This window comes from Lactobacillus rodentium (assembly GCF_003423665.1).
Classification (GTDB): Bacteria; Bacillota; Bacilli; order Lactobacillales; family Lactobacillaceae; genus Lactobacillus; species Lactobacillus rodentium.
This window is the reverse complement of the sequence record NZ_BFBY01000011.1, coordinates 19,986-43,767: the sequence shown is the minus strand read 5'-3', so window position 1 is coordinate 43,767 and position 23,782 is coordinate 19,986. Positions and strand designations below refer to the sequence as shown.

Sequence of the window (23,782 nt, the reverse complement as noted above, 5' to 3'; positions counted from 1 at the left end):
CTTCGAAGAGACTATTGATAACTTAATTAAAACTGCCAGTTTTGTTTACGACATCAAGTGTCTAAGAGAACTTTGACATATAGTTTTACTACTACTTAAATTCTACAAGAGAATAAAAATAGTGAATTAATTATCCCGTCGGATAACTAATTCACTATTTAGCTTAGAATGTTTTATTTATTAAATTTAAACATTAACTCGTTCAATTCGATCATCATTATAAACAAAAATTGCGCCATAGCGACCAGCTTCATTATTCTGCCAACCTTCAATTGGTTTGCCAGCAAAAAATAGGCGTTTGCATTCAATTTCTGCTTGAACCGAATCCCTAGTAAATAGGGTAACTCCTGCAACATTAGTTTTAACAGGATAGCCCGTCTTGGGATCAATAATATGATGGTATTGTTGACCATTAATTTTTAATACACGTTCATAAGTACCGGAGGTAACAGCAGAACACTCATCGACAGTTGCTGTAGTCAGATTTTCTCCTCGTTTCAACTTAGGATCTTGAACTCCCAATACCCATTTACCATTTTCTCTTCGAGGACTTGAACCCACAAATAAAACATTACCACCTAAATTAATAATACCAGCTCTTACATCATAAGCATGCCATAAGTCACGAATTCGATCCGCAATATAGCCCTTCGCAATTCCACCCAAATCTAATTCCATTCCTGGTTTAGTAAGAAAAACAGTTTGATTTACATCGTCTAAGATGACATCTTCTGGATGGGTTAAAGCCATTCTGTCTTTTATTTGCTGATCAGTCGGAACATGGGCATCCTTAAAGCCAATATGCCATAATTTTACTACCGGCCCAATTAAGGCATTAAAACCAAAGTTTTCACGACTTTTTTCAACTGCTAGTTTTACCAGTTTATAGGTACTAGAAGAAACTTGAACTGGATGTTTGCCAGCGGCATGATTAATATCCATTACTTCTGATTCATCACGATTCACTGTTAAACGATCTTCATAGCCAGCAATTAAGGCGAATGATTCATCTAAAATATATTTATCAGTAGAGCCAAATAATTGTAAGGTAATAATTGTCCCTAATCCACGCCCTGATTGTGAAATTTGCTTCTTTGTAAAATCTTCTATCATTGTTTTTATCCTTCTAAATCTTTGGTTCTAAATAAAGTTCACGTAAGCGATCTTTCATCGTCTGATCAATACCAATATATTCTTTGAGATAATTATCGAGCCCACCATATTCATTATTAATTAAAATTAAAGCACTATCTAAATATTCATGTGAAACACTAGCAAGCGACTGTAAATTAGTCCGAATATATTGATTAGCACCATCTGCCAAGGCTAGCTTATCTACTTTTGCTCGATACGCATTAAGACCATAATTAGAATATAGATAATCATTTCTATTGATATAAGGATCTACACCCAAGATATGTAATAAGTAATATGCCGCAAAGCCTGTCCGATCTTTTCCTTCTGAGCAGTGGAAAAGAACTGCTCCTTCTTCATTGTTAGCAAGAAGCTCAAAAAAATTATGATAAGCTGTCTGAGACTGCTTTGATCGAACAGTTTTACGGTACTGATGGCACATCACTTTAAACCCAGCATATTGATCAAAAATATATGTCTTTTTTAACTTTTCTTTAGTTTGATCGGGTACTCCCAATTTTTCTTCTTCATGAACTGCTATATGAAAATATTTCACTCCGGAGGGAACTACATCTGGTTCTTTTTGACATTCCGCCGATGTTCTAAAATCCACAATTTTCTTTAAACCGTAATTTTCTAAAAACTCCGCATCGTTTTCAGGCATTTTAAATAATTTTCCAGTTCGCAATAATTTTTGTTTTTTTATTGGACGCCCTTCAAATCCGATATAAGCTCCTAAATCACGTCCATTGGCAACCTTACTTAAAGGTAAAACAAGCGGTGTTCCCATAGTTCTCTCCTACAACAAATCTCTTTTGCTTTATTTTAAAACAATTTTGGACCAAATTAAAACAATCTAAATTTAAAAGACCGTGCCTTTTTGGCACGGTCTTTTACCTACGTAAAACTTTATTTAGTTGCTTGCTTTACAAAAGCAACAAAGTTCTTAAAAGTTGTATCAATTAATTTTTCAGTTGCTTCATCTAAAAGTTCACCAGAATCTTTATCAAACTTACTTGGTGCACGTCCGATTAGAATTTCATTACCTGGCAAAACATTAGCACTTTGGTCAGGTGAAAGTAAAATTTCACGTAATTCTTCTTGGGCACGAGAAGCTCCTTGCATTCCCAATGAGGCACCCAATACCATTACTGGCTTACCTTTCATCACATTGCCGTCACCTAGGGCATGGCTACCTGTCCATTCTAAAGCACTCTTTAATGATGATGGAATACCATGATCATATTCTGGTGTAGAAATAATAATTCCATCAGCCTTTAAAATTTTCTTTCTAAATTCTTTAACTTTTTTATTTGGTTCGCCTTCTTTTTTGAAGCGAGGTAAATCAGCAATTTCATAAACTTCAATATCTGCTTGATCCTTATAACGCTTAGCCATAAATTCTTCTACAAGACGGTTATAAGAAAAATCTGCGTTAGTACCAACAATAGCAAGTAATTTCATTTGTTTAACCCTCTCTATCGAATATTTGTGCTAAAACACTCTTAGTGTTTTTTCCAGTTATTTGAGTATAGAAGGCATCAAATTCATCAAAGAAATGATCCATGAATTTTACTGTACCTTCTGGTAAATTACCATCCTTATCAAATTGTTCTGGTGCACTTCCCAACATAAATTCGTCACCATCAAATACAATGCCACCAAAACCTGGAGAATTAAGTACCAACTTCAAGTGACTTTGTCCACGGGCTGAACCTTGAGGTAATACTGACGTACCTACAATTACAATTGGTTTATTCTTAAATGGGTGTTCAGCTGATGATAACCATTCAAGTGCACTCTTTAATGATGAAGGCACTGAGTGTTGTTGTTCAGGTGTAGAGATCAAAACAGCATCTGCTGCTTCAATTTTTTTAGTTAATGCTTCTACACTTTCTGGAACTTCAGTAAATCCTTCTTTAAACATTGGAAGGTCACGAACTTCAGCAAGTTCAATGTCATATTTACCAGTAAAATGTTTCTTAATAAATTTTAGCAAATCACGGTTATAGGAATGATCTGCATTACTACCTACAATAGCAAGTATTTTCATCTTACTCACCTTTCTTTAAATACAATTCTATTCAATATCAATTATACGGGTTCACAAGCTAAACACCAAATTTAAATTTCATAAATAAAAAAATCTACTCGGATTCGAGTAGATTTTAAAGTCTTATTTTTAAAAAATTAGCTTAATTTTTCAGCTAATGAAGCAGCATCGTCTGCAGCAAATAATGGACTTTCTTCAGTATCAGTAAGACGATCATTAAGCATAGCATCATGAACTTGTGCTTCCAAAACATTGATCATTTGATCTTGACTGAAGTCAACAGTTTGATTGATTTGTAAAGCAGCAATACCTGTTGCTGAAACCCAAGTAGTAATTACAATATGACGAATTCTTTCATTTGAGAATTCACTAGCATCAAATTGTTGCTTAAATTTTTCAGTACCTAGATCCATTAAAGTATCTGAAATAAGTTTGCTACCAAATTTACCATCAACAAACATTGCACGGAAAAGACCAACATGATCTTTAGCAAAGTAAATGTAAGATAATGCTAAGTCAATTAATGGTTCTGCAGTAAAGTTTTGTTGTAAAGTATTTGTCTTCAATTCTTTACTGATTCTACCTAAAACTTGGTTACGTAAATCAGTCATATTTTCAAACTCTAAATAAATAGGTTGAGTAGAACAATGTACTGCTTTAGCAATATTTCTTGCAGTCAAACTTTCAATTCCGTCTTTAACGGCCAACTTATAGGCCCCGTCTAAAATTTTTTCTTTATCAATTTCTTTTCTTCTAGCCAATTTTCATACCCTCTGTCACTATAAACTTAAAAAACAAATTAATTGAATGAAACAACATAATATTCTTAATTAACAAACACCTGTTATTTCTTACATGATTATAATATAACAAAAAATAACAAAAGTACACAGGCTTATCTCAAAATTGATAACTTTTTTTATTTTATAAACGTTTGAACAAGCTAGATCCGTCATCTCCAGTAAATTCATCATAGTGGGAGTTTACCATTTCAATAACTTCTTGTTTGTCTAAACCTTGACTTGCAGCAAATGCAAAAAATGCTGCAGACAAAATATAACCTTTTTCACGATCATCAACTAAATTATCGGAAAAATTCATATTTATACTATGATTTTTGTAATCAGTAGATAAAATAACTTTTTTATCTTCAGGAAAATCTGCCATTGTGGTTACCTCGCGCTTTATCTTTTGATTTTTTTCTCATATAATACATTGTTAATTATATTACATCCCTAGAAAGAGTGAAACAAATGACAAATAAAATTGGGCGTTCTTCTTGTACCTCAATCTTAATTGGTAAAAAAGCTAGTGTCGATGGCAGTGTGATTATTGGACGAAATGAAGATTCCAAAACCGCTTGGCCTAAACACTTAGCTTTTAATGCCCATCGTACTATTGAAAATAATGAATTTAAATCAAAAGACAATAAATTTTCAATTAAATTACCAAAAATAACTTATTCTTATTCTTCAACTCCTGAATGGACTGACAAATATGGGGTGTTTGAAGAAGATGGAATTAATGAATACCATGTTGCCATGAGTGCGACTGAAAGTGCCTATGCAAATGATCGAGTACAAGCTTTTGATCCATTTAATACTAAAGATGGAATCTTAGAAGAGGCCATGGTAACTGTCGTGCTTCCTTATGTAAAAACTGCTCGCAGCGGTGTTGAACGACTAGGAAAAATTGTCCAAGAACATGGTGCAGCTGAAGCAAATGGAATTTTATTTGCCGATCGTGATGAAGCTTGGTACATGGAAATTGGCTCTGGCCATCATTATGTAGCTCGTCGTATTCCAGATGACTCTTACGCCGTAGTAGCTAATCAATTAGCTATTGAGGTAATTGATTTTGATGATACTCAAAATTTTATTACTTCACCTGGTATTCAAGAGTTTGTCTATCAAAATCATCTTTGGCCCCAAGATAAACCTTTTAATTTTAGAAGAATCTTCGGCACTCATGATGATTCTGATCTCACTTATAACACACCTCGTGTTTGGGCTGGTCAAAAATTATTAACGCCTTCAATAGTGCAAGATCCTGAAAGTTTTGAATTACCATTTTTAAGAAAACCGGATCATCCAATTGCTATCGAAGAAGCTCAACGCGTCTTAAGCGATCATTTCAATGGTAGTCAATATGATTTAACTAAACCCAAAAATAAACAAACTGCAGCTTTTAGACCGATAAGTATTGCAACTACGCAAGAATCTCATTTACTTCAATTACGTAATGAAGAGATGGTGCATTGGCTAGCGATGGGAATTGCTGCCCAAAGTGTTTATATTCCCTTTTATCCTCAAGGCACCGAAGTCCCAACGATGTTTAAATACGGTAAAAAGGACTTTACCACTAATTCAGCTTACTGGGTATTCAAAGAAGCTAGTGTCTTAGTTGATCGCGATTGGAGCAAATATTTAATTTATTTAAACAATACTCAAAGCACAACTAATGAACAATTAGTTAAAACCCGAGTCGATTATGATAAAAAGTTAAAGTCTGCTAACAATGAAGCACAACAATTACAATTAATAAATGAGGCTAATAAAGAATTAGCAAAAATAGCAATTAAGAATTATCAAGATTTAATTGCTAAATTAATTACCCTCCAAACTGAAGATTCACCCTTAAAATTTAAAATGGATCCAAACTTATAAGGGATGTAACCAAAAAAGGTATTCCAAAAATTGGAATACCTTTTTCTATTGTTCTTCATGTAAACGTCCATCAATCATTTGATAAGTCTTATTAGCGTATTTCTTTAAACGCATATCATGGGTAACAATAATCAAAGCCTTATCTTGTTTTTGAGCTAAATCTTTAAATAATTTACCTACTTCTTCAACTTTTTCACTGTCTAATGAAGCAGTAGGCTCATCGGCTAAAATAATTGCCGGATTTGCGTAAAGAGCTCGTGCAATTGCTACTCTTTGCTTTTGTCCACCGGAAATTTCATTTGGATACTTGTTAACTAACATATCAATTCCCAGTTGCTTCATTAACTCAGCTAAGGCTTGGTGTGACATATTATTTGCTTTTTTCACTTTATCCACTAAAGTAAATTGTTCTTTAACAGTAAGATATGGTACTAAATTATACGCCTGTAAGACAAAGCCAATCTTATCTAAACGCAACTTATTAGCTGCCTTAGCGCTAATATCACTAATATCTTTACCATCTACAACTACAGTACCAGTCGTAGGTTTTTGCAGTGCTCCCGCAATAGTTAAAAAGGTACTTTTACCAGCTCCAGATGGCCCCACAATTAGAACTACTTCACCTTTATTGGCGGTAAAATTAATATCTTTTAACGCTTTAACTTCAGCAATCCCTTTACCATATATTTTACTTACATTGGTTAATGTTATAGCTGCCATTCTACTTACCTCCTTAACCGATCGCCTGTGCTGGATCAACTTTTAAGATTGAACGAATTGGAATGAGACCTCCAATTACACCCATAATTAGCATTCCTGCAAAGCCAGAAATCATAATCCATGGTGCAAAGTTAAGCGGAACTGCTGCAGGTAAGACTAAGGTCATTAGATACATTACAATCCAGGCAATTAAAGTTCCAACAAAAGTTAAGATTACTGATTGACTAATCGTAGCACCTATTAAAGTCTTTGTTGGAATACCTTGAGCTCTTAATACAGCATAGTTTGGCATCTTTTGAATAGTTAAAATATAAAGGAAGACAGCAATCACAATTAATGAAATCACAAATAAAAAGCCAATCATTAATTCGAAAGTCATATTTTGTGCTAAGTAACCTGGTAATTTATTAGTAAAAGTCTTGATATTATAAGTAGTAATATTATCAGTTTTATCAGTAAGTTTCTTTTGGGACATAATTCCAGAAGCAACCACATTAGGTGCAAGTGGTCGTAAACTCTTCCAAGTGCTCATATTTCCATAAATAATAGGTGCAATATTTATCTTAGCGTTATTCACAAAACCAACAATTTTATATTTTTCTTTCCCACCATTTAAGGTGATCTTATCACCTAATTTATAGCCGTCATCTTTGAAACTAGTATCTACGGCAACTTCTTTACTTGTCTTTGCTCGTCTACCACTTTCCAAAGATAGGTTTTTATAAATATACTGATCTTTATCTAAGCCAATAAATTGAGCCGATTGAGTTTCTTGTTTTGGCATTTTGACCACAACCGGTACTAGTCCAACATAAGCACTATCTTTGCCTAATTTGATATCTTTTACATCGTTTTTAGTTAATAAAGATTGACTCAAATTTATATTTGCATTGGAATTAAGCACAACCGATTGTACGTGCCAACTTTTAATTGCTTGAGTATTTTCAGATGCTAAACCTGCAGCTAAAGAAGATAACATAAAAATCAAATAAGCAATTAAAAAAATCATAAAGGTAATTAAACCATACCTAAATTTTTCATATTTTATTTCTTTTAATGCCAAAAACATGAATTACTCACTACTCCTTCAACAAATTCAAGCTTGTCCGATACCGTTGTAGGTATTGCTCTCTATTTTCCGGATCAAATAGGACAAGATTAACAACTTCATGGCTCAAAATCATCGCACTCCATAACTTAGCATCTAACCGTAATGTCTTTTTACTTTCTGCAGTCATATCCGGATGAATAAGTTGTTGATTACGTGATAACTGTAACTTAATTAGGTCCCGATACTTGCTATTACCTGCTTTTTCAATAAAATCAATTGTAATTTGATAAAAAGTATTTGGTTCAAATTGTTGCATTGCCCGACCGAAACCTAAATGAATATTTTGCATTGCTTGACCATAAATATATTTATACGCATCTGTTAAATCATCAAAATATTTATAAAAGGCTCCCCGCGCAATCTCCGCATCTTTTACAATGCGAGCAACTTGAGCTTCATCTAAAGGATGTTTACTAAATTCCTTCAATAACGCTCTGGTTACACGTTCTTTCTTTTCATCTGGTAAATTATGAAATGTTTGTTTAACCATTGTTAAAGTGACACCGTGTCACTTTTCACTTCCTTATCCTAGTATTCTACTTACTAACTGTCAATTATCTTTACTTAAATTGTATAACAAAAAAGAAGTGATCTTCATTATCACTTCTTTTTCTTTGATTTATTAGGCTAATACTCGATTCCAGTAAACTAAGCTTTTAATATCAGAATTAATACGTAGTTTTGCTAGACCGCAATTAGCCATTTGATCAAAATAACTAATATCACCATGAGTTAAATAATGAGCCACAATCATGCGACTAACCACCCCATGACAAACCACTAACACTTTATCATTGGGGTGCTTTTTGGCTAGTTCATCAAAGAAATCAGCCAAACGTGCTTCAAAATGTTCACGTGTTTCAGCATTTTTATTGTATTGATACATTTGATCATTAATTAGGCCACGAGAATCAAAAGCATCCGGATAAAGCTGCTTAAAGTCTTTAGATGGCTTACCATCCCAATCACCATAATCAAGTTCTTCTAAACGCTTATCGGTTTTTATCGGTAAATCAGGACCAACAAAGATTCTTGCCGTTTCTTGTGCCCGTTTTAAAGGACTAGCATAAATTGCATCAAATTCAGATGGATCAAAATTTTTAGCAGCTTTTTCGGCATAAGCACGCCCATCTTTACTCAAGTTTGGATCTACACGAGATCCTTGAATTTTGCCATCTTTGTTAAGTTCAGTCGTACCATGACGTATAATAACTACTTCCATGTTTTTCCCTCTTACTTAAAATATTTATATATAGTATATATTTTTTACTTATATTTTATAAAATATAAAGTTTTAAGTTAAGCTAAAATAAACAATGAATTTATTCTATCAAAGGAGCTCGAGAAATTAATGAGTAAACTAAAGAAAAGTTGGATTATTTTTATTTTAGGTACCTTATCTGCCTTCGGTCCCCTTTCACTCGATATGTATGCTTCTGCCTTACCAGATCTACAAAAAGACTTAGCGACAACAGCTTCACTGACCCAACTATCCCTTACTTCATGCCTATTTGGTCTAGCATTTGGGCAAATTCTATTTGGTCCCTTAACCGATCAAATAGGACGAAAGAAACCAACGTTAATAAGTCTGTTAGTATTTGCTTTTTCATCTTTAGGATTAGCTCTCAGTCCTAATATTTTAGTTTTTATTGGCTTACGTTTAATTCAAGGTTTAGCTGGCTCTGTTGGAATTGTTACCTCTAAAGCAATGTGTTCAGATATTTTCACTGGTAAGGAGTTTGCTCATTATTTTTATCTTTTAATGGCAGTAAATAGTATTTTTCCAGTTATTGCCCCAACAATTGGAGGTTTTTTCCTCTTACTTGGAGATTGGCGGTTAATTTTTATTACATTAGCTCTTATTGGAATTTTTTTATTTTTTAGTGTCCTCAACTTTAAAGAAACCCTGGTACGAACCGACTCACACCGTATAAAACTGTCTACACAATTTAAGCAAATTCTTAAAAATCCTATCTTTATTTCTTTTACTGTAGTCAGCACTTTAATGACCGGGGCTCTTTACGCCTACATTGCTGGTTCAAGTTTTATGTTACAAGATATTTTTGGAATGTCTGCTTTTAATTTTAGTTTGTTATATGCCGTTAACGGGATTGGCCAAGTTCTTTTCACTTGGCTAGGTGCTCGACTAGTACAAAAATATCGACAAGACCATGTACTTTTCGGTGGAATTATTTTCGCTATTTTAGCGGCAATAGCTTTACTTATCACAACAAAACTGCCTCACCAATTGGCCTATGTCCTTATTCCTTTATTCTTAATTGTCTCCCTGGTCGGAATCGGTAATCCAATGGGTTCTGCCCTAGCCATTGAACAAGAAAGAAATTTGTCAGGAACTGCCTCAGCAATCATTGGTTTAACACAAAACTTACTTGGGGGATTAATTTCCCCATTAGTTGGATTAGGAGGAACTCATACTTATGCTCCCATGAGTTGGATCATCTTGATTTGCGAACTCTTAGCCCTAATTTCTTGGTATAGTGGATATTACTACTTAAAAAGAAAAGATAATTAATCCTTCTTTTTAAAAATATATTTTTCTGTTGAACTATCTTCTGAATCAAATTGATAGCCAAAATCATTAAAATTTTTAACTTCCTCAAGTGTAGTAACCTGATTTTGTGCCAAAAAGCGAACCATTGCCCCACGAGCCATCTTGGCATGAGTAGCTATTTGTCGCCATTTTCCTTTTTTATTTTCCAAAAACTCTACTGTTACGAATTGCTCTTTTTGCTTGAGATAAGGTGTAAAAACTTGAGCATACTCTTTAGAAGCTAAGTTTAAAATCAGATTATCCTCTTGATAAAGATCATCAAAAGGTTGGTTATTCCAAAAATGATATAAACTATAATCACGAAAACCAATTAAGTGATTACGCATTTCAAGGCGATAAGGTACTATTCCATCAAAAGGGCGCAATAAGCCATATAATGCCGATACGATTCGTAAATTTTTTTGTAAATAATCTAGAGCTTCTTGTTCTAAAACATCTGCTCCCATATATTGATATTGAATCCCAGAATAGGAAAAAAGCGCCGGCGTTAATTGTTTAGTGAGATTTTCTTTTTTTAAGCGAAGTTGGTTTTCCTTTACAATCCTATCGTTTGCTTGCCAAATTTCTTTTAATTGTTCAAAACTACGACTTTTAAGAAAATCCCACAAAATTTTTGCTTGAGCCAAAAAGACAGGTTCAGTTTGAACTGAAAAGCTTTCTTGATCAACCACCATTTTCTTTGCTGGGGCAATAATAATTTTCATGCGCTTTTTCTCCCTTCATCTTTTAAATAATTATATAATTAAATTAAATAATTATAGAAGGTGCAAGATAGATGGACGAAATAAAAGAAGATTTAAATATTGGTATTGTACTTCAATTTACTCTTAACCCTAACCACCCCAGTGAAATCAATACTGATACCTTAGTGCGACAAGCCCGTGACAGCGGCTTTCGTGGTGTAAGTATCGAAAATGCGGATGAATTACAAAGAAAATTAATGGCCGAAGCATGCGAGAAATATGCCATTAAGTTTTGTCAAACCAGACCCGCCATTCCCTTACAAGGACCAGATGTTTTAGCAAAATTAATTGCTGCTCGTTTAGATGGGTATAATATTTATTTCAAAGTAGCTCTGACTGCAGATGGAAAAATAGCAGAAAACGAAATTCCTGATCTAGATATCTTAAGACAATGGCTTGATCGTTTTGGCCATGCTTATTATGAAGCTCGTCCAGACCATGAAATTACTACGACTGCTAATGCAAGTATTTTTAGAAACAATATTGCTAACTATCAAATATATGTTTTTATTCACCAACCATTAGCAACTACTATCACTCTTCACCACGTACCTGAGCTCAAAACTATTATGTGGATTGATACTCGTAAAGAATTGAATTTTAAACAAAAGGGTGACGAAGTAACAATCGAATTGCAACGTGATCCTGACGATGCTGAATTCACTATTTACGGCTTGCGATTGCAAGCACATCGTCCTGAAGATGACATTAAAGAAACTAAATATTAAGACAAAAAAGCTCTGACTGATCAGAGCTTTTTTGTTAATTAATTACTAAATGGATTAGGAAGCACAATAATATAATTTAATAATTGATTAACCGGTGAATTATTAGCTTTAAAACTTTTAATATTTTGTTGTAGTAATTTAACATTATCAGTAATAATTCCGTCTACTCCAATAAACATCATCTGCTTCATGGCACCTGAAGTATTTACCGTCCATGCATAAACTGGCTTGCGTTGTAAATGCGACTGCCAAATAAAATCATTATTTAAGGTTGAATATTCCATTGAATATCCTGCAGCTAAATTAGAAGGATAAGTAAAATTATACGGTTGAATATAAAGGACAAATAAGCGTGGATTTAGACGATGTAGCCTTTCTATTACACTATAATCTAATGATTGCAATTGATAATGGCGATTAATAATTAGTTGACCATATCTATGATTAAAACGTTGGAGCATTGCCTTTGAATCTGATGGTGTCGTTTTAATTTCAATTAATAATTTTTGATGAAGCTTATTTGCTACTTTTAAATAAGAATCTAAACTAGCAATTCTAGCCCGGTGACCATCTTCTTTAAGCATTATTTTATTCAATTGCTTAAGGGTTAAATCTTTTGGTCTTTTATTAATTCCTGCAAGTTGCTTAAGATTCTCATCATGCATTACTACAAATTTATTATCTTTAGTTTCATGCACATCAATCTCCACATAATCAGGATGTAATTTACTTGTCTTTTTTAATGCCGCAATTGTATTTTGCACCCCATTCTTGGCACTAACTCCACGATGCGAGATAACCAGCGGATGATTCAGCTTGGTTTGATCAAGGTAAAAATTATTATCAAGCAGCGCACCACCAACTGCTACAACATAGACAACAGCACTAATCAACCAAAATTTGCATTTAGTTTTTACACTTGCTTTTTTCTTATTTTGCAAAGAAAGTGGCTTTAAAATAATTAAAATTGATAATACGCTAGCCCAAGTTAAGACAATAACAGATCCTATTTGAACCAATAATAAATTTAGCTGAATAAAAAAATGACCCAAGTTTTTGGCAATTGTATCGAAAATAAATTGAAATAAAACTAAAATCCCATCATAAATGCTTAACCCTAGAAAACTTATCAAACTAACAATTACAAGCCTACTAACAAGTGGCCACCATTGTTTTTTAGTCGTCAAAGCCCAGCTTTCCTTCATTGCCTTCCAACTTGATTGTTTTTTAAATACCATTAAAGGCAAAGTTAGTAATAACCTAACGCCCAAAATTATAATTAAGGCATAAATAATAAGTAAGCTTATCAAAAATGCTGGTTTCCGCATCATATAATCAAGAATAAATTCAGGTATTTGAATTTTTGCCAGCAATGGTGTGCGAAAGACTAAATCAGCAAAAGGAATAATTAATAAAAAATAAGCTATCAGGATTAATAATGATCCCAGGCGAATTCTTTTTATTGCTCCCCAAGTTTGCTGTAGCATACTACTAAATTTTTCAGTAATATTACTACTTGCAATCATTAAAAAACTAAATTGGACATAGATAATTAACATTAAGACCAACAATTCTATTATCAACGCAATAGCTACTAAACTATGCGTACTAATAATTGTGAGAATATTTTGATAAGAAATAAAGGGAACAGCACTTGCCTGTAAGGTAACAGTTGCCAATGCCCGGAAAACTGGAATTATAACTATTAAATTAAAAAGTTCCAGGCCAATAAAAAGTAATAGATAGCGCCAAAAATATTTTCTAAAGTGTTTAGAATAAGTTTTGAGATCATTAAAAATATTTTTCATTTTTCTCCTATTTTAATCTTAATGCTTCACTTTAATTATCATACAAAAAAAGACTGTTTCTTTTCAAAACAGTCTTTTAAAGTTTATTTATGCTTTGTTAATCCAGTTTTTGGTAACTGTGGCATTGAAACTTTGGCATATAGGGTTTTACCAAAGTTTTGTAAAAATTTGATATCATCACTTTTATTCTTTTTAAATTCAGTTAAAACTACCACACTTAAAGGACCCTTTTGAGTTCTTAAGGCACTTGCTTCATGAATAAGATGAGAAAATTGACTCATTTTGTTAAAAGTAGGTAGTTCGGTATTTTCTAAAGCCAATAAATTAAACAAAGTTGAATGATTTTCTAATCCAGATCTTACAATTTCACTAAAAGGATTCTTACTAGTCATAAAATGATCTAATAATTTCATTACACTTTCAGCAGTTACCTCATTATCCTGACCTGTTGGAGAATAACGCATAAATTCTCTACCTAAGCGCATTCCTGGCTGGTTCTTCTTCAACCATTCATCAATTTCATAAATATCAAATCTTTCAATTAGTAAATTACTGGCCGCATTATCGCCAATTGCCATCATTAAGTAAAGTAGATCGCGAATCGACCACTTACTTTGACTTAATTTACTAATTATTCCTGTACCTCTAACTCTAGATAGTTCAGTCACTTCTAAAGTTTCATCTAAAATTGCTGGATTTTGTTTCCATTGATCTTCTAAATAAGCTGCAATTCCTAAATCAATAAAACCAGCAGCCGAAAATGCCTTATCAGCATTATGCTTGAAAAGGATATCATCGCCATAACATAACATTATTCCAGTATCTACATCTTTTTCTGGAATTAAAGCTTCTAATTCATCTTTTAACATTGGTTTCAATCCCTTACTATACTTAGCTATTTTTGATCTAATAATATTATAACACTTGATATTATATTTTTAGATATTTTATTAAGAAAAAAGATTAAACAACCTCTTTGCTTCTGTCTCTAAAGTCATTTTATCATTTCGTTGCGATAATTTGTATCCTACAAAATAAGGTGGAGCATTAAATCGTGGGATTATTTTAGCACATATTTGGTGCTTATCATTTTTTTGATAAGGATAAAAAAACAAATTATATGATGTACAACGTCCTTGATACATTTCTCTCAAAGTATATTGAATAGACTTTTGAATTGAGTCTGCCCATTCATTAAGAGCATTTTCTTCTTTAAGATTTTTAATATTGACATTAATTTCTTGATAACCCTGAATTGGATGAAGCGCGAAATTAACTTCAACTAATTTATCTTCATATACGGGTACACCAGTAAAATTGTTCTCTTGGATATATTTATAACCATTTTCATGTTCTAAACCAACAATTTGCATATGCGGATGCACCAAGGAGCCACCAGATAAGGGACCATAGTTTTTATACCAAAGAACTGATTGATATTTATTACTTTTAACCACTTTATCAAAACATTTAAGAGCAAATTTAATTAATTTTCGATTATGGTCAATACTGTAGTTACTGATATCACCATCATGATCAGCTGATTCAATTAAAACAGTTTGAAGTGTATCTTTTAAAGTTGGAAAACGATTGTGTAGCCAGATTAGATCACCATCTTGTAGATAAATATCTTTTAAACTGGCAACATCACAAAAAGGACAGGTGGAATCTTTATCTTTTCTAAAACTGGAAGGCTTATTTTTGGCGGTAGCCAACTTGAAAACTAATGGATCATTTTTCATTCCAATCTCTCCTTTCAAACTTTAAAATTGACAACAAGCTATGATGGGTTAAAATATAATATAGAAAGTGATTGAAACGCTTTCATAAAATTTTTGTAGCTTTCCTTAACTTTACCCTTTCAGTTCGTTCTGAAAGGGTTTTTTATTAACAAAAAATGCTGCTTAGTCAAGCAGCATTTCCATATTCAAGATTGTATAAGAATAACCCTAATATATCAATGCTTAATCATGATTAAAATTATCTTTTTTAAGACTTCGATATACGGAGATCACAAAAACTATAATTGCACATAAAATTGCTGGGTATGCCATATAACCCATACTAAACATTTGCTGAACCTGGACTTGATTCATTTGATGATTTTGGCCATAAAGATTGCCCCAACGAGTAATTAATAAGGGAGTTAAAATGAATAAAACCATTGCAATCCCTGAAGAAACTAACATAGTTCGTCTTGAATAGGGCTCTCTAAAGAATTGCCCTATTACGCAAAATGCTGGAGCGAGCATTAATAAAAAAGTCCAAATCATAATCCATTTACCGTTTGGATCATTCATAAATTGTGCACTATTAGTCGCATAACGATAAGTTCCCCAGAGTGAGCCATTCATTAAATTATCCAAAACTCCTAAGGCATTAGCTCCTTGTGTAGCATAAGCATTATTTGTCTGAGCTGCTGCACCTTGAATGATCTTTAAGCTATCTTGAGCACCGGCACTTTGAAAATTAATCACCACTACTTGGCGCATATAAGTAGATAAAAACATTACCATGGCTGCACCAAATTGGAGCGCTTTTAAAGCATTTAACTTTCGTGAACCTCCTAGTCTAAACTCTAAACTTAAAGTTTTGGATGGGGTTTTACTATAAGAAATTATACCAATTCCAGCAATAGCAACTAAAAGTAGAATCACTACTCCTAACCACCATTTTGTCATAATAAAAAGAAGACCCAAGACGATAACACCAACAGATATATAAGGACGATCTAAAGCTAAATCCCAAATGTTAGTTTTACTATCTTTTTCAACCCGCTTGCGATATTGTTCTCTGGTTAATTTTGTATTTTTATCTTTTGCTCTTTCTGGTTGAGTCTTTTTTGGAGCAGAATTGAAATTATGCACAATTATCATCTCCTACTTATTATTCTCCTTCAATGCTAGCATATTATCCTCAAATTTAGCGGATACGTAAATTAATTTGTCATAATTTAAACTATCTTTAAAGTTCCATGCTTATAAAAAGATATGCTAGAATTATGGCAGCGTTTATCAGGTTAATTGAATATAAAGGAGAGCTGATTTAATGAAAAAAATTGCTTTAACAGCTGGTATCAAAAACGATAAACTAACAATCGATCGTGCAATAATTGACACAGTAGCAAAGAATGGATTTTTACCCATTGTGCTGGCACCAGTTAGTTTAAAAACTATGCCTGAACCACAAGCGGATTTTGATGCCTTAATCTTAACTGATGGTGATGATATTACTCCTGTATTTTATAATGAAGAACCATTGCCTGAATTAAAAACTACTGATCCCCACCGTGACCAATATGAAATAAATTTAATTAAAGCAAGTCACGAAGCAAATTTACCAATTTTAGGCATTGGGCGTGGGATGCAAATATTAAATGTGGCTTTTGGTGGATCTCTTTTTCAAGATATTTATGGTCAAAATTCTGGAGCTGGTATCCAGCATTTACAAGCCAGTCCTTTATCTCAACCTGCTCACCATGTTAATATCACCCCTGAAAGCAGACTGGCTCAAATTATTGGTAATCATCCCTATGTAAATAGTTATCACCATCAAGCAATCAAAAATATAGCCGATAACTTTAATATTGTTGCTAGTGCACCCGATGGTATTATCGAGGCTATTGCCTCTAATGATAATTTGATGCAAGGAATTCAGTGGCGTCCAGACCTCTTAAACAATGATCCTAATCAAGAAAAAATTTTTACTACCTTCTTTGACCAAATTAAATAATCACTAATTCAAAGTAAAAAGCTCTCTTAAACGAGAGCTTTTTACTTTGAATTAAACTTTGATAAATTTCTTTATTATCCTTATCAAAAACACAAAAAATAACTTTTATCTGATAACGATTATTTTTTAGCCAATCGCGTACCGTTTTTACCGCAATTTCAGCAGCGAGCTGTTTAGGATAGCCGTAAACTCCTGTTGAAATACAGGAAAAAGCAATGCTCTTAAGGCTAAATTTCCGTGCTAAATCCAAACTATTACGGTAACAATTTGCTAGTAACTTAGCATTTTCCTCCTTATTGTGAAACCGATATATTGGGCCTACAGTATGGATAATATAATTTGCTGGTAAGTTGTAACCCTTAGTTATTTTTGCTTCCCCAGTCTCACAACCATGAAGTTGACGACACTCTTCAAGTAAATTCGGTCCAGCTGCGGCATGGATTGCACCATCTACACCACCGCCACCCAGCAATGATTTATTTGCCGCATTGACGATCGCATCAGCCTTAATCTTAGTAATATCTGCTTGAATTATTTCTAACATCTTAATTTTCCCTAATAACTACACCTTTAGGTAAAAGTTGACCTACTAAATAATTTTGAATCCAGCTACTTACTGAATTAAAGCCAAGTGCAGCCGAACTCGTATTAAAGTAACCTGTTAGTTTATCTTTTTGCAGTTCAATTAAATTATTTTCAGTAATATTAATTCTACTTGGAAGATTATTTTGCGCTTTTCTTAATGTAATTAATTTTTGAATTTGACGCCAATTCTGTGAATCTTTTTCATTTATCAAATTAGCTGGAATCACTAATTGACCTGGTAAAAGAGCCATCAAGGCAAGTGCCTGCATTTGTAATAATTGATCTTCTTCACTAGGATTTAATAACCCATTTACTTCATCAGTATTTAGTAATTTGTGAATTTTTTCAGGAAAACCTACATCTGGAATAGCAGGGTTAGTCAACTCAGTTAATACAACTTGGGTTAGTTCCTGATTAAAAGGCAATTCATCTTCATCTCTAACCTCTAATCCCAGCTTCCTAGCTTGCTTACCTATTTCATCTTGATTTTTTAAATTATGAGTAAGATATATACCATCTACTCCTAACTCTTTCACATCATTAAGTGTAAGTCCATCATCAATTGAACCTTGATACCAAATCTTTTCTACCATCTTTATCCCTCTTTTTCCTCATTTTTAATTATTTGTTCTTCTTTAGCTTCAAAACCAGTATGATTAAGTTTTATTTTACGATCACCTAGATAAATTTCAATACATGTCCATAATAATAAAAAACTAATTAAAGCAATCACTATGTAAGCAATTAATTTAGCAATTGCCACTGGCATAAAATTAAATGATACAAAAGTAGCCGGTAAATTATAAAGATTGAGAAAAGTTAAAATCAAAGCACTTCCCCAACCTAAAATTTGCCAAATAGGTTTATTTTTAAATTCTCCCATTTCTGCTTTATTATTAGTCATTATTAATAAAGGTAAAACCGAAAATGGTAAAGCAAAGGCTAAAAACACTTGTGAATGTTCCATCAACATATTCAAAGCAAAATGTTGCTGCGCTACACTACCATTAACAGTAAAGGCAACACATAAAAGCACCGGAATAACTGACAAACCACGCGTAAGTAACCGGCGTGCCCACAGTGGCATCTTTAAGTGAATATAGCCTTCCATGATTACTTGTCCAGTTAAAGTACCAGTGATGGTTGAATTCTGACCAGATGCTAAGAGCGCAACTGCAAATAAAGTTGATAATATTCCTGATCTAGCCACACCTGCTAAGATTGGATTGGTTAACATCTGAGTATTATTCAAGGCATGATAAAGCCCGAAGAATGACGAATCTTTTACTGCGCCTACCTTGAATACTGCCGCACCCATTATTAATAATAAGGCATTTACAATGAAGGCTAAAGTTAATTGAATATTAGAATCAATCGTTGTAAATTTTACTGTTTGTCGAATTGCATTCAAATCATTGTGATTAGTCTTTCTAGTTTGTGAGATAGCAGAATGTAAATATAAATTATGGGGCATAACAGTAGCACCAATAATTCCTAAGCTTCCAGTTAAAGGAGAAATTCCACCAATTACTGGACTTCTTTGAATAATTTTACTTGTAGGGAGTAGACCTACAAAAGCCTGCTGCCAATTGACTCGAGCCAGTGCCACCTCATAGGCAAAAACAATTAAAATCACTAAAATCAAACAGGATACAATTGCCTCAATTTTTCTAAATCCTACTTTAGTTAATAATAATAAAACCAAGACATCAAAAACAGTAATTACTACTGCTGGAACCATCGGAATATTAAAAAGTAAATTCAAAGCAATAGCAGCGCCAATCACTTCAGCTATATCTGTAGCCATTATTGCTAGTTCTGTAATGATCCACAGTACAATTCCTAACGGCCGGCCTGTTCTCATTCTAATTGCTTGTGCTAAGTCCGTTTGTGTGACAATCCCTAATTTTGCAGCCATATATTGCAATAACATTGCCATCAAACTAGAAATTAGGATCGTTGACATTAACTCATAATGAAAACTTTGCCCACCAGTAATTGAAGTAGCCCAATTTCCTGGATCCATATAACCTACCGCTACCAGAGCGCCAGGACCGGTATAGGCCCAGAGTAATTTCCAAAAGCCTGCTCTTTTAGGAACTTCGATACTATTATTAACTTCTGAAAGTGATTTTCCATTAGTATGATTAAATAAATGCTTTTCCACAAGGATGCTTCCTTAATTTTTATAACTTTCTCTTTTTATTCTAGTGCACTTATCAGAAAATTTAAAAATTAATAATAGATTGATTTAAAATAAAAGACCCGCTTAAGCGAGTCCTTTGCCGATTAACGTTTAGTTGTAGCAATCAAATCATCACCATGTTGCTTGTTCTCGCCATCTACTCTTTGAACATTAGCATAATTTGGCGTATTTGTAACAACAACCATTACTGTGGGGTCATACCCTTCAGAAACAATTGCGTTAATATCAGCAGTTCCAAGCTTTTGTCCCTTTTCAACATGGTCACCTTGTTTAACCTCACTGGTGAAGTGTTTACCCTTAAGGTTAACTGTATCAATACCAACATGAATCAATACTTCGGCACCTTTGTCAGATTGAATTCCGTAGGCATGTTTAGTTTCATAGGCAACACTAATTGTCCCGCTGACCGGAGCATAAATTGTGCCATCAGTTGCGTCCGGTACAATAGCAGCACCACGACCCATCGCTTCAGTTGAAAATACTGGATCATTTACATCCTTTAATGATTCTGCCTCACCAGAAACTGGTGCAGCAATAATTTCATCATGTAATTTTTCATCCTGGGCAATTTGTTTTTCTGCCTTTTCTTGCTTAGCAACTGCATCACCAGCTGATTCAACTGTAGCAGATTCTGGAACCACTTCTTCTTTAAAGTGAGCTTTACCATAAACATAAGTTAAGATAAAGGTAACTGCAAAACTAATTAAAGCTGATACAGCCCACATTGGAATAGTCTTAGGCACAATTGATAAGAAGCCAAGAAGGCCACCAGAACCTAATGAAGCAGCGGTAACATGCATAAAGCCGGCAAAAGCAGCAGCTATCCCTGAACCAATTAAGGCACAGAAGAATGGGAACTTGTACTTCAAGTTAACACCGAATAAGGCTGGTTCAGTAATTCCTAGTAAGGCTGAAACACCTGATGATGAAGCCAATCCCTTAACCTTTTTGTCTTTAGTTAAGAAGTAAATTGCAAAGGTTGCAGCACCTTGTGCAATATTGGCCATACATGCAGTAACGAAGATAAAGTCACCAGCTCCTTTGCCTTGGGCATAGGCGGCAATTAATTGTGTTTCTACAGCCGGGAAACTTTGGTGCAATCCAGTAGTAACAATGGCTGAATAAGTCAAACCAAAGACACCCATTCCAAAGGCACCAGTAGTGTTGTATAACCAGACAATCGCATTAGTAATCGCATCTGAAACGCCTTTAAATACTGGTCCAATAATTAGGAAAGTTAAAAAACCAGTAATAAAGACAGAAAGAAGTGGTGTAAAAGTGAAATCAAATGCTGATGGTAACCACTTGTGGAATCTCTTTTCTAAGAATGCCAATACCCAAACAGCAACTAAAACTGGAATAACTTGGTAAACATAGCTAGTTTGGGCTACATGCAAGCCAAAAATATCCCAATATTTATCAGCTCCACCTAAATCAGGCGTTGTCATAATCATACCAATAGTTGCACCCAAGAAGCGGTTAGCTCCGAACCTCTTAGCAGCAGAAATACCTACTAGAATCGGCATAAAAATAAATGGTGCAGCTGACATTACTTGAATAATTTGTGATGGTCCAGCAATTACTGGATACATCTTAGTTAAAGCTTTAGGTCCGAATAATCCTGGTGAAGTTAGGAAGTTATTCAAGGCCATCAATAAACCACCGGCAACTAAAGCTGGAATAATTGGTACAAAGATATCTGATAATAGTTTAATGAAGGCCATTATCGGATTAGTCTTTTTATTCTTTTCTGAAACTTTCTTCAAATCATCAGTTGATAATTCTTGGAGCCCAGTCATTTTAATTAATTCATCATAAACATTATTAACATCCCCGGGTCCAATAATAATTTGATACTGTCCATTTGTCTTAAAAGTACCTTTAACATCAGGATCACTATCAAGGAGCTTAGTATTTACTTTTTCATCATCTTTCAATACCAAACGCAAACGTGTAGCACAGTGAGCAGCAGCCACTAAATTATCTTTTCCCACTGCTTCAATTACAACTTGTGCAACCTTTTTATGGTCCATGCTTGTCCTCCTTATATAATTATTTTTATATGTAAACGCTTAATTCTTTATTACAAGCACTATGATAGCGTATTCAAAAAATATGTCAAGCGCTTATCATATATTTTTTTAATAAATAATAGACCTTTACTAAGTAGACGTGCATTTATGTTATTCGTTTGACATAGGAAGGAATTTTAACTAATATGAAACCAAGATAGCGTTTACATAGTTAAATATAAGGAGTTTTAATATGACTTGGACAAGAGAAAAGAGATATAAAAAATATCAAGATTGGGGTGCCCAAGAGTTATTAGAATTACAGACCAAGGCTGCTAACTCGAAAACGATTACTCATTATCATATTCATCCAATTAGTGGCTTAATCAACGATCCCAACGGCTTTTCTTACTATAATGGTGAATATCACTTATTTTGTCAGGCATATCCTTTTGGTCCGGTACATGGCTTAAAGTCTTGGATCCACTTCACTTCTCCAGATCTAGTACATTGGCAATACCGCGGACAGGCAATTAATCCTGATACTGATAAAGATAATGCGGGCGCCTATTCGGGCTCTGGTTTTGTTCACAATGGTAACTTATTATTAATGTACACTGGTAACCACCGTGATCCTGACTGGACTCGTATTCCTTATCAATTAATTGATGAAATGGATCAGAAGGGACACTTTCATAAGTGGGATGAAGATTTAATTCCTCAACCTGACCATGTAACTGAACATTTTCGTGATCCTCAGCTTTTTGAGCATGAAGGTCAATATTTTGTTTTAGTCGGTGCACAAGATAAAAAGACTAAAACTGGTCAAATAGATGTTTTTGCTTCTAACGATCTACATAATTGGCATGAAGATGGTTATTTACATTTCACTGATAAAGATATGGGTTACATGATTGAATGTCCTAATTTAGTCTTTGTCGATCAAAAACCAGTTTTAATTTTCTGCCCTCAAGGTATTGATAAGTCTGTTGTTCATTATGACAACATTTATCCCAACATGTATATTATTGGTGATCAAGTTGACCTAAGTAAGGCTGAATTTAAAACCAACCAGTCTAGTCCATTAAACTTAGATGAAGGTTTTGATGTCTATGCTACGCAAGCATTTAATGCTCCCGATGGTAATGCTTATGCAGTTTCATGGGTTGGTTTACCTGATTTAAGCTATCCAAGCGATAATGAAGGTTGGGCAAATATGTATAGTCAGGTTAAGCGCTTAGAGATTAAACATAATAAGCTTTATCAACATCCTGTTAAAGCAATTGAATCTTTACGCTATGATAAACAAGAAATTACCAGTGGCATGCAAACAGGTAACCAATATGAAGTAAAATTGATTATTAAAAAAGGCCAAAAAGGGCAACTTCATTTAAATGCTAATCAAGATCTGACTAATGGCTTAATTCTTGATTTTGACACTGGAACTGACGCTAAACTGATTATTGATCGTGGCCAAAGTAATCCTCTAGTTAATTCCGATTATGGTACCAGGCGAACTATTCCTCTTAATAAAACTGAAGATTTAGACTTAGATATCTTTGTCGACCATTCTTTATGCGAAATTTTTGTCAATGATGGTGAACATGTTGCTACCTTACGTTTCTTTGCTAATGAAGGGGATCAAACTATTGGCTTTACGGCTGGCACTCAGGTTAATGGGATATTATGGAAAATGAAATCAATTTTGTAAG

The 23,782-nt window shown here is 33.7% G+C and carries 24 protein-coding genes; 5 read left to right on the top strand and 19 right to left on the bottom strand.

The annotated features are described in order from the left end of the window. Positions 1–186: 186 nt before the first annotated feature. The 6 genes from LrDSM24759_RS06550 to LrDSM24759_RS06525 form a co-directional block, all read right to left on the bottom strand. Positions 187–1,113 carry an FAD:protein FMN transferase gene (locus tag LrDSM24759_RS06550; RefSeq protein ID WP_117118694.1) on the bottom strand — a complete coding sequence of 309 codons (927 nt, stop codon included), beginning with the start codon at positions 1,111–1,113 and terminating at the stop codon, positions 187–189. A 13-nt stretch (positions 1,114–1,126) separates the two neighbouring features. Next, positions 1,127–1,924, bottom strand: a complete 798-nt coding sequence (locus tag LrDSM24759_RS06545; RefSeq protein ID WP_117118693.1) for a tyrosine-protein phosphatase — start codon at positions 1,922–1,924, stop codon at positions 1,127–1,129. A gap of 119 nt (positions 1,925–2,043) precedes the next feature. Then, on the bottom strand, positions 2,044–2,598 hold the full coding sequence (locus tag LrDSM24759_RS06540) for an NADPH-dependent FMN reductase (protein ID WP_117118692.1): 555 nt from the start codon (positions 2,596–2,598) through the stop codon (positions 2,044–2,046). A 4-nt stretch (positions 2,599–2,602) separates the two neighbouring features. Continuing rightward, entirely contained in the window at positions 2,603–3,187 is a 585-nt protein-coding gene (locus LrDSM24759_RS06535) for an NADPH-dependent FMN reductase (protein ID WP_117118691.1), read from the bottom strand. A gap of 137 nt (positions 3,188–3,324) precedes the next feature. Next, the gene (locus tag LrDSM24759_RS06530) at positions 3,325–3,948 is read right to left on the bottom strand and encodes a TetR/AcrR family transcriptional regulator (RefSeq protein WP_117118690.1); all 624 of its coding nucleotides are present in this window, start codon (positions 3,946–3,948) and stop codon (positions 3,325–3,327) included. 163 nt (positions 3,949–4,111) lie between these two features. Continuing rightward, complete coding sequence (locus tag LrDSM24759_RS06525) at positions 4,112–4,354, bottom strand: hypothetical protein (RefSeq protein WP_117118689.1); 243 nt, start codon at positions 4,352–4,354, stop codon at positions 4,112–4,114. Positions 4,355–4,440: 86 nt separating this feature from the next. Here LrDSM24759_RS06525 and LrDSM24759_RS06520 point away from each other — a divergent pair, with 86 nt between their 5' ends. Continuing rightward, a complete protein-coding gene (locus LrDSM24759_RS06520; protein ID WP_117118688.1) occupies positions 4,441–5,853 on the top strand; it encodes a C69 family dipeptidase in 1,413 nt (470 codons plus the stop codon). 45 nt (positions 5,854–5,898) lie between these two features. Here LrDSM24759_RS06520 and LrDSM24759_RS06515 read toward each other — a convergent pair whose 3' ends face one another. The 4 genes from LrDSM24759_RS06515 to LrDSM24759_RS06500 form a co-directional block, all read right to left on the bottom strand. Beyond that, a complete protein-coding gene (locus tag LrDSM24759_RS06515) occupies positions 5,899–6,573 on the bottom strand; it encodes an ABC transporter ATP-binding protein (protein ID WP_117118687.1) in 675 nt (224 codons plus the stop codon). A gap of 13 nt (positions 6,574–6,586) precedes the next feature. Next, positions 6,587–7,642, bottom strand: coding sequence for an ABC transporter permease (locus LrDSM24759_RS06510; protein ID WP_117118686.1), 1,056 nt, complete (start codon positions 7,640–7,642; stop codon positions 6,587–6,589). Positions 7,643–7,652: 10 nt separating this feature from the next. Continuing rightward, complete coding sequence (locus LrDSM24759_RS06505; protein WP_117118685.1) at positions 7,653–8,174, bottom strand: TetR/AcrR family transcriptional regulator; 522 nt, start codon at positions 8,172–8,174, stop codon at positions 7,653–7,655. A 132-nt stretch (positions 8,175–8,306) separates the two neighbouring features. Beyond that, positions 8,307–8,906, bottom strand: a complete 600-nt coding sequence (locus LrDSM24759_RS06500) for a histidine phosphatase family protein (protein WP_117118684.1) — start codon at positions 8,904–8,906, stop codon at positions 8,307–8,309. 129 nt (positions 8,907–9,035) lie between these two features. Between LrDSM24759_RS06500 and LrDSM24759_RS06495 the strand changes: the two genes are divergently transcribed. Further along, on the top strand, positions 9,036–10,217 hold the full coding sequence (locus LrDSM24759_RS06495; RefSeq protein ID WP_117118683.1) for a multidrug effflux MFS transporter: 1,182 nt from the start codon (positions 9,036–9,038) through the stop codon (positions 10,215–10,217). On the opposite strand, the gene yaaA is transcribed toward LrDSM24759_RS06495, so the two are convergent. Beyond that, positions 10,214–10,960 (bottom strand): peroxide stress protein YaaA, encoded by a 747-nt coding sequence (gene yaaA / locus LrDSM24759_RS06490; protein ID WP_117118682.1) that lies wholly within the window; start codon positions 10,958–10,960, stop codon positions 10,214–10,216. The two genes, LrDSM24759_RS06495 and yaaA, sit on opposite strands and share 4 nt — an antisense overlap. A gap of 71 nt (positions 10,961–11,031) precedes the next feature. Between yaaA and LrDSM24759_RS06485 the strand changes: the two genes are divergently transcribed. After that, positions 11,032–11,727, top strand: a complete 696-nt coding sequence (locus LrDSM24759_RS06485) for a hypothetical protein (RefSeq protein ID WP_117118681.1) — start codon at positions 11,032–11,034, stop codon at positions 11,725–11,727. 38 nt (positions 11,728–11,765) lie between these two features. On the opposite strand, the gene LrDSM24759_RS06480 is transcribed toward LrDSM24759_RS06485, so the two are convergent. From LrDSM24759_RS06480 to LrDSM24759_RS06465, 4 genes are all read right to left on the bottom strand, one after another. Further along, positions 11,766–13,535, bottom strand: coding sequence for a glycerophosphoryl diester phosphodiesterase membrane domain-containing protein (locus LrDSM24759_RS06480; protein ID WP_117118680.1), 1,770 nt, complete (start codon positions 13,533–13,535; stop codon positions 11,766–11,768). Positions 13,536–13,618: 83 nt separating this feature from the next. Continuing rightward, positions 13,619–14,404 (bottom strand): serine hydrolase, encoded by a 786-nt coding sequence (locus LrDSM24759_RS06475; protein ID WP_117118679.1) that lies wholly within the window; start codon positions 14,402–14,404, stop codon positions 13,619–13,621. Positions 14,405–14,485: 81 nt separating this feature from the next. Further along, positions 14,486–15,277, bottom strand: a complete 792-nt coding sequence (locus LrDSM24759_RS06470; RefSeq protein ID WP_117118678.1) for a DUF4931 domain-containing protein — start codon at positions 15,275–15,277, stop codon at positions 14,486–14,488. Between the two features lie 222 nt (positions 15,278–15,499). Beyond that, positions 15,500–16,402, bottom strand: coding sequence for a cytochrome C5 (locus LrDSM24759_RS06465; protein ID WP_245953352.1), 903 nt, complete (start codon positions 16,400–16,402; stop codon positions 15,500–15,502). A 181-nt stretch (positions 16,403–16,583) separates the two neighbouring features. Here LrDSM24759_RS06465 and LrDSM24759_RS06460 point away from each other — a divergent pair, with 181 nt between their 5' ends. Next, entirely contained in the window at positions 16,584–17,267 is a 684-nt protein-coding gene (locus LrDSM24759_RS06460; RefSeq protein ID WP_117118676.1) for a gamma-glutamyl-gamma-aminobutyrate hydrolase family protein, read from the top strand. On the opposite strand, the gene LrDSM24759_RS06455 is transcribed toward LrDSM24759_RS06460, so the two are convergent. The 4 genes from LrDSM24759_RS06455 to LrDSM24759_RS06440 form a co-directional block, all read right to left on the bottom strand. Continuing rightward, positions 17,260–17,811, bottom strand: a complete 552-nt coding sequence (locus LrDSM24759_RS06455) for an O-acetyl-ADP-ribose deacetylase (RefSeq protein ID WP_117118675.1) — start codon at positions 17,809–17,811, stop codon at positions 17,260–17,262. The two genes, LrDSM24759_RS06460 and LrDSM24759_RS06455, sit on opposite strands and share 8 nt — an antisense overlap. Before the next feature lies 1 nt (position 17,812). Beyond that, positions 17,813–18,445, bottom strand: a complete 633-nt coding sequence (locus LrDSM24759_RS06450) for a hypothetical protein (RefSeq protein WP_117118674.1) — start codon at positions 18,443–18,445, stop codon at positions 17,813–17,815. A gap of 2 nt (positions 18,446–18,447) precedes the next feature. Further along, the gene (locus LrDSM24759_RS06445) at positions 18,448–20,019 is read right to left on the bottom strand and encodes an Nramp family divalent metal transporter (RefSeq protein WP_245953351.1); all 1,572 of its coding nucleotides are present in this window, start codon (positions 20,017–20,019) and stop codon (positions 18,448–18,450) included. A 122-nt stretch (positions 20,020–20,141) separates the two neighbouring features. Then, positions 20,142–22,091, bottom strand: a complete 1,950-nt coding sequence (locus LrDSM24759_RS06440; RefSeq protein ID WP_117118672.1) for a sucrose-specific PTS transporter subunit IIBC — start codon at positions 22,089–22,091, stop codon at positions 20,142–20,144. Positions 22,092–22,323: 232 nt separating this feature from the next. Between LrDSM24759_RS06440 and LrDSM24759_RS06435 the strand changes: the two genes are divergently transcribed. Next, positions 22,324–23,781 carry a sucrose-6-phosphate hydrolase gene (locus LrDSM24759_RS06435; protein WP_117118671.1) on the top strand — a complete coding sequence of 486 codons (1,458 nt, stop codon included), beginning with the start codon at positions 22,324–22,326 and terminating at the stop codon, positions 23,779–23,781. Position 23,782: the final 1 nt, after the last annotated feature.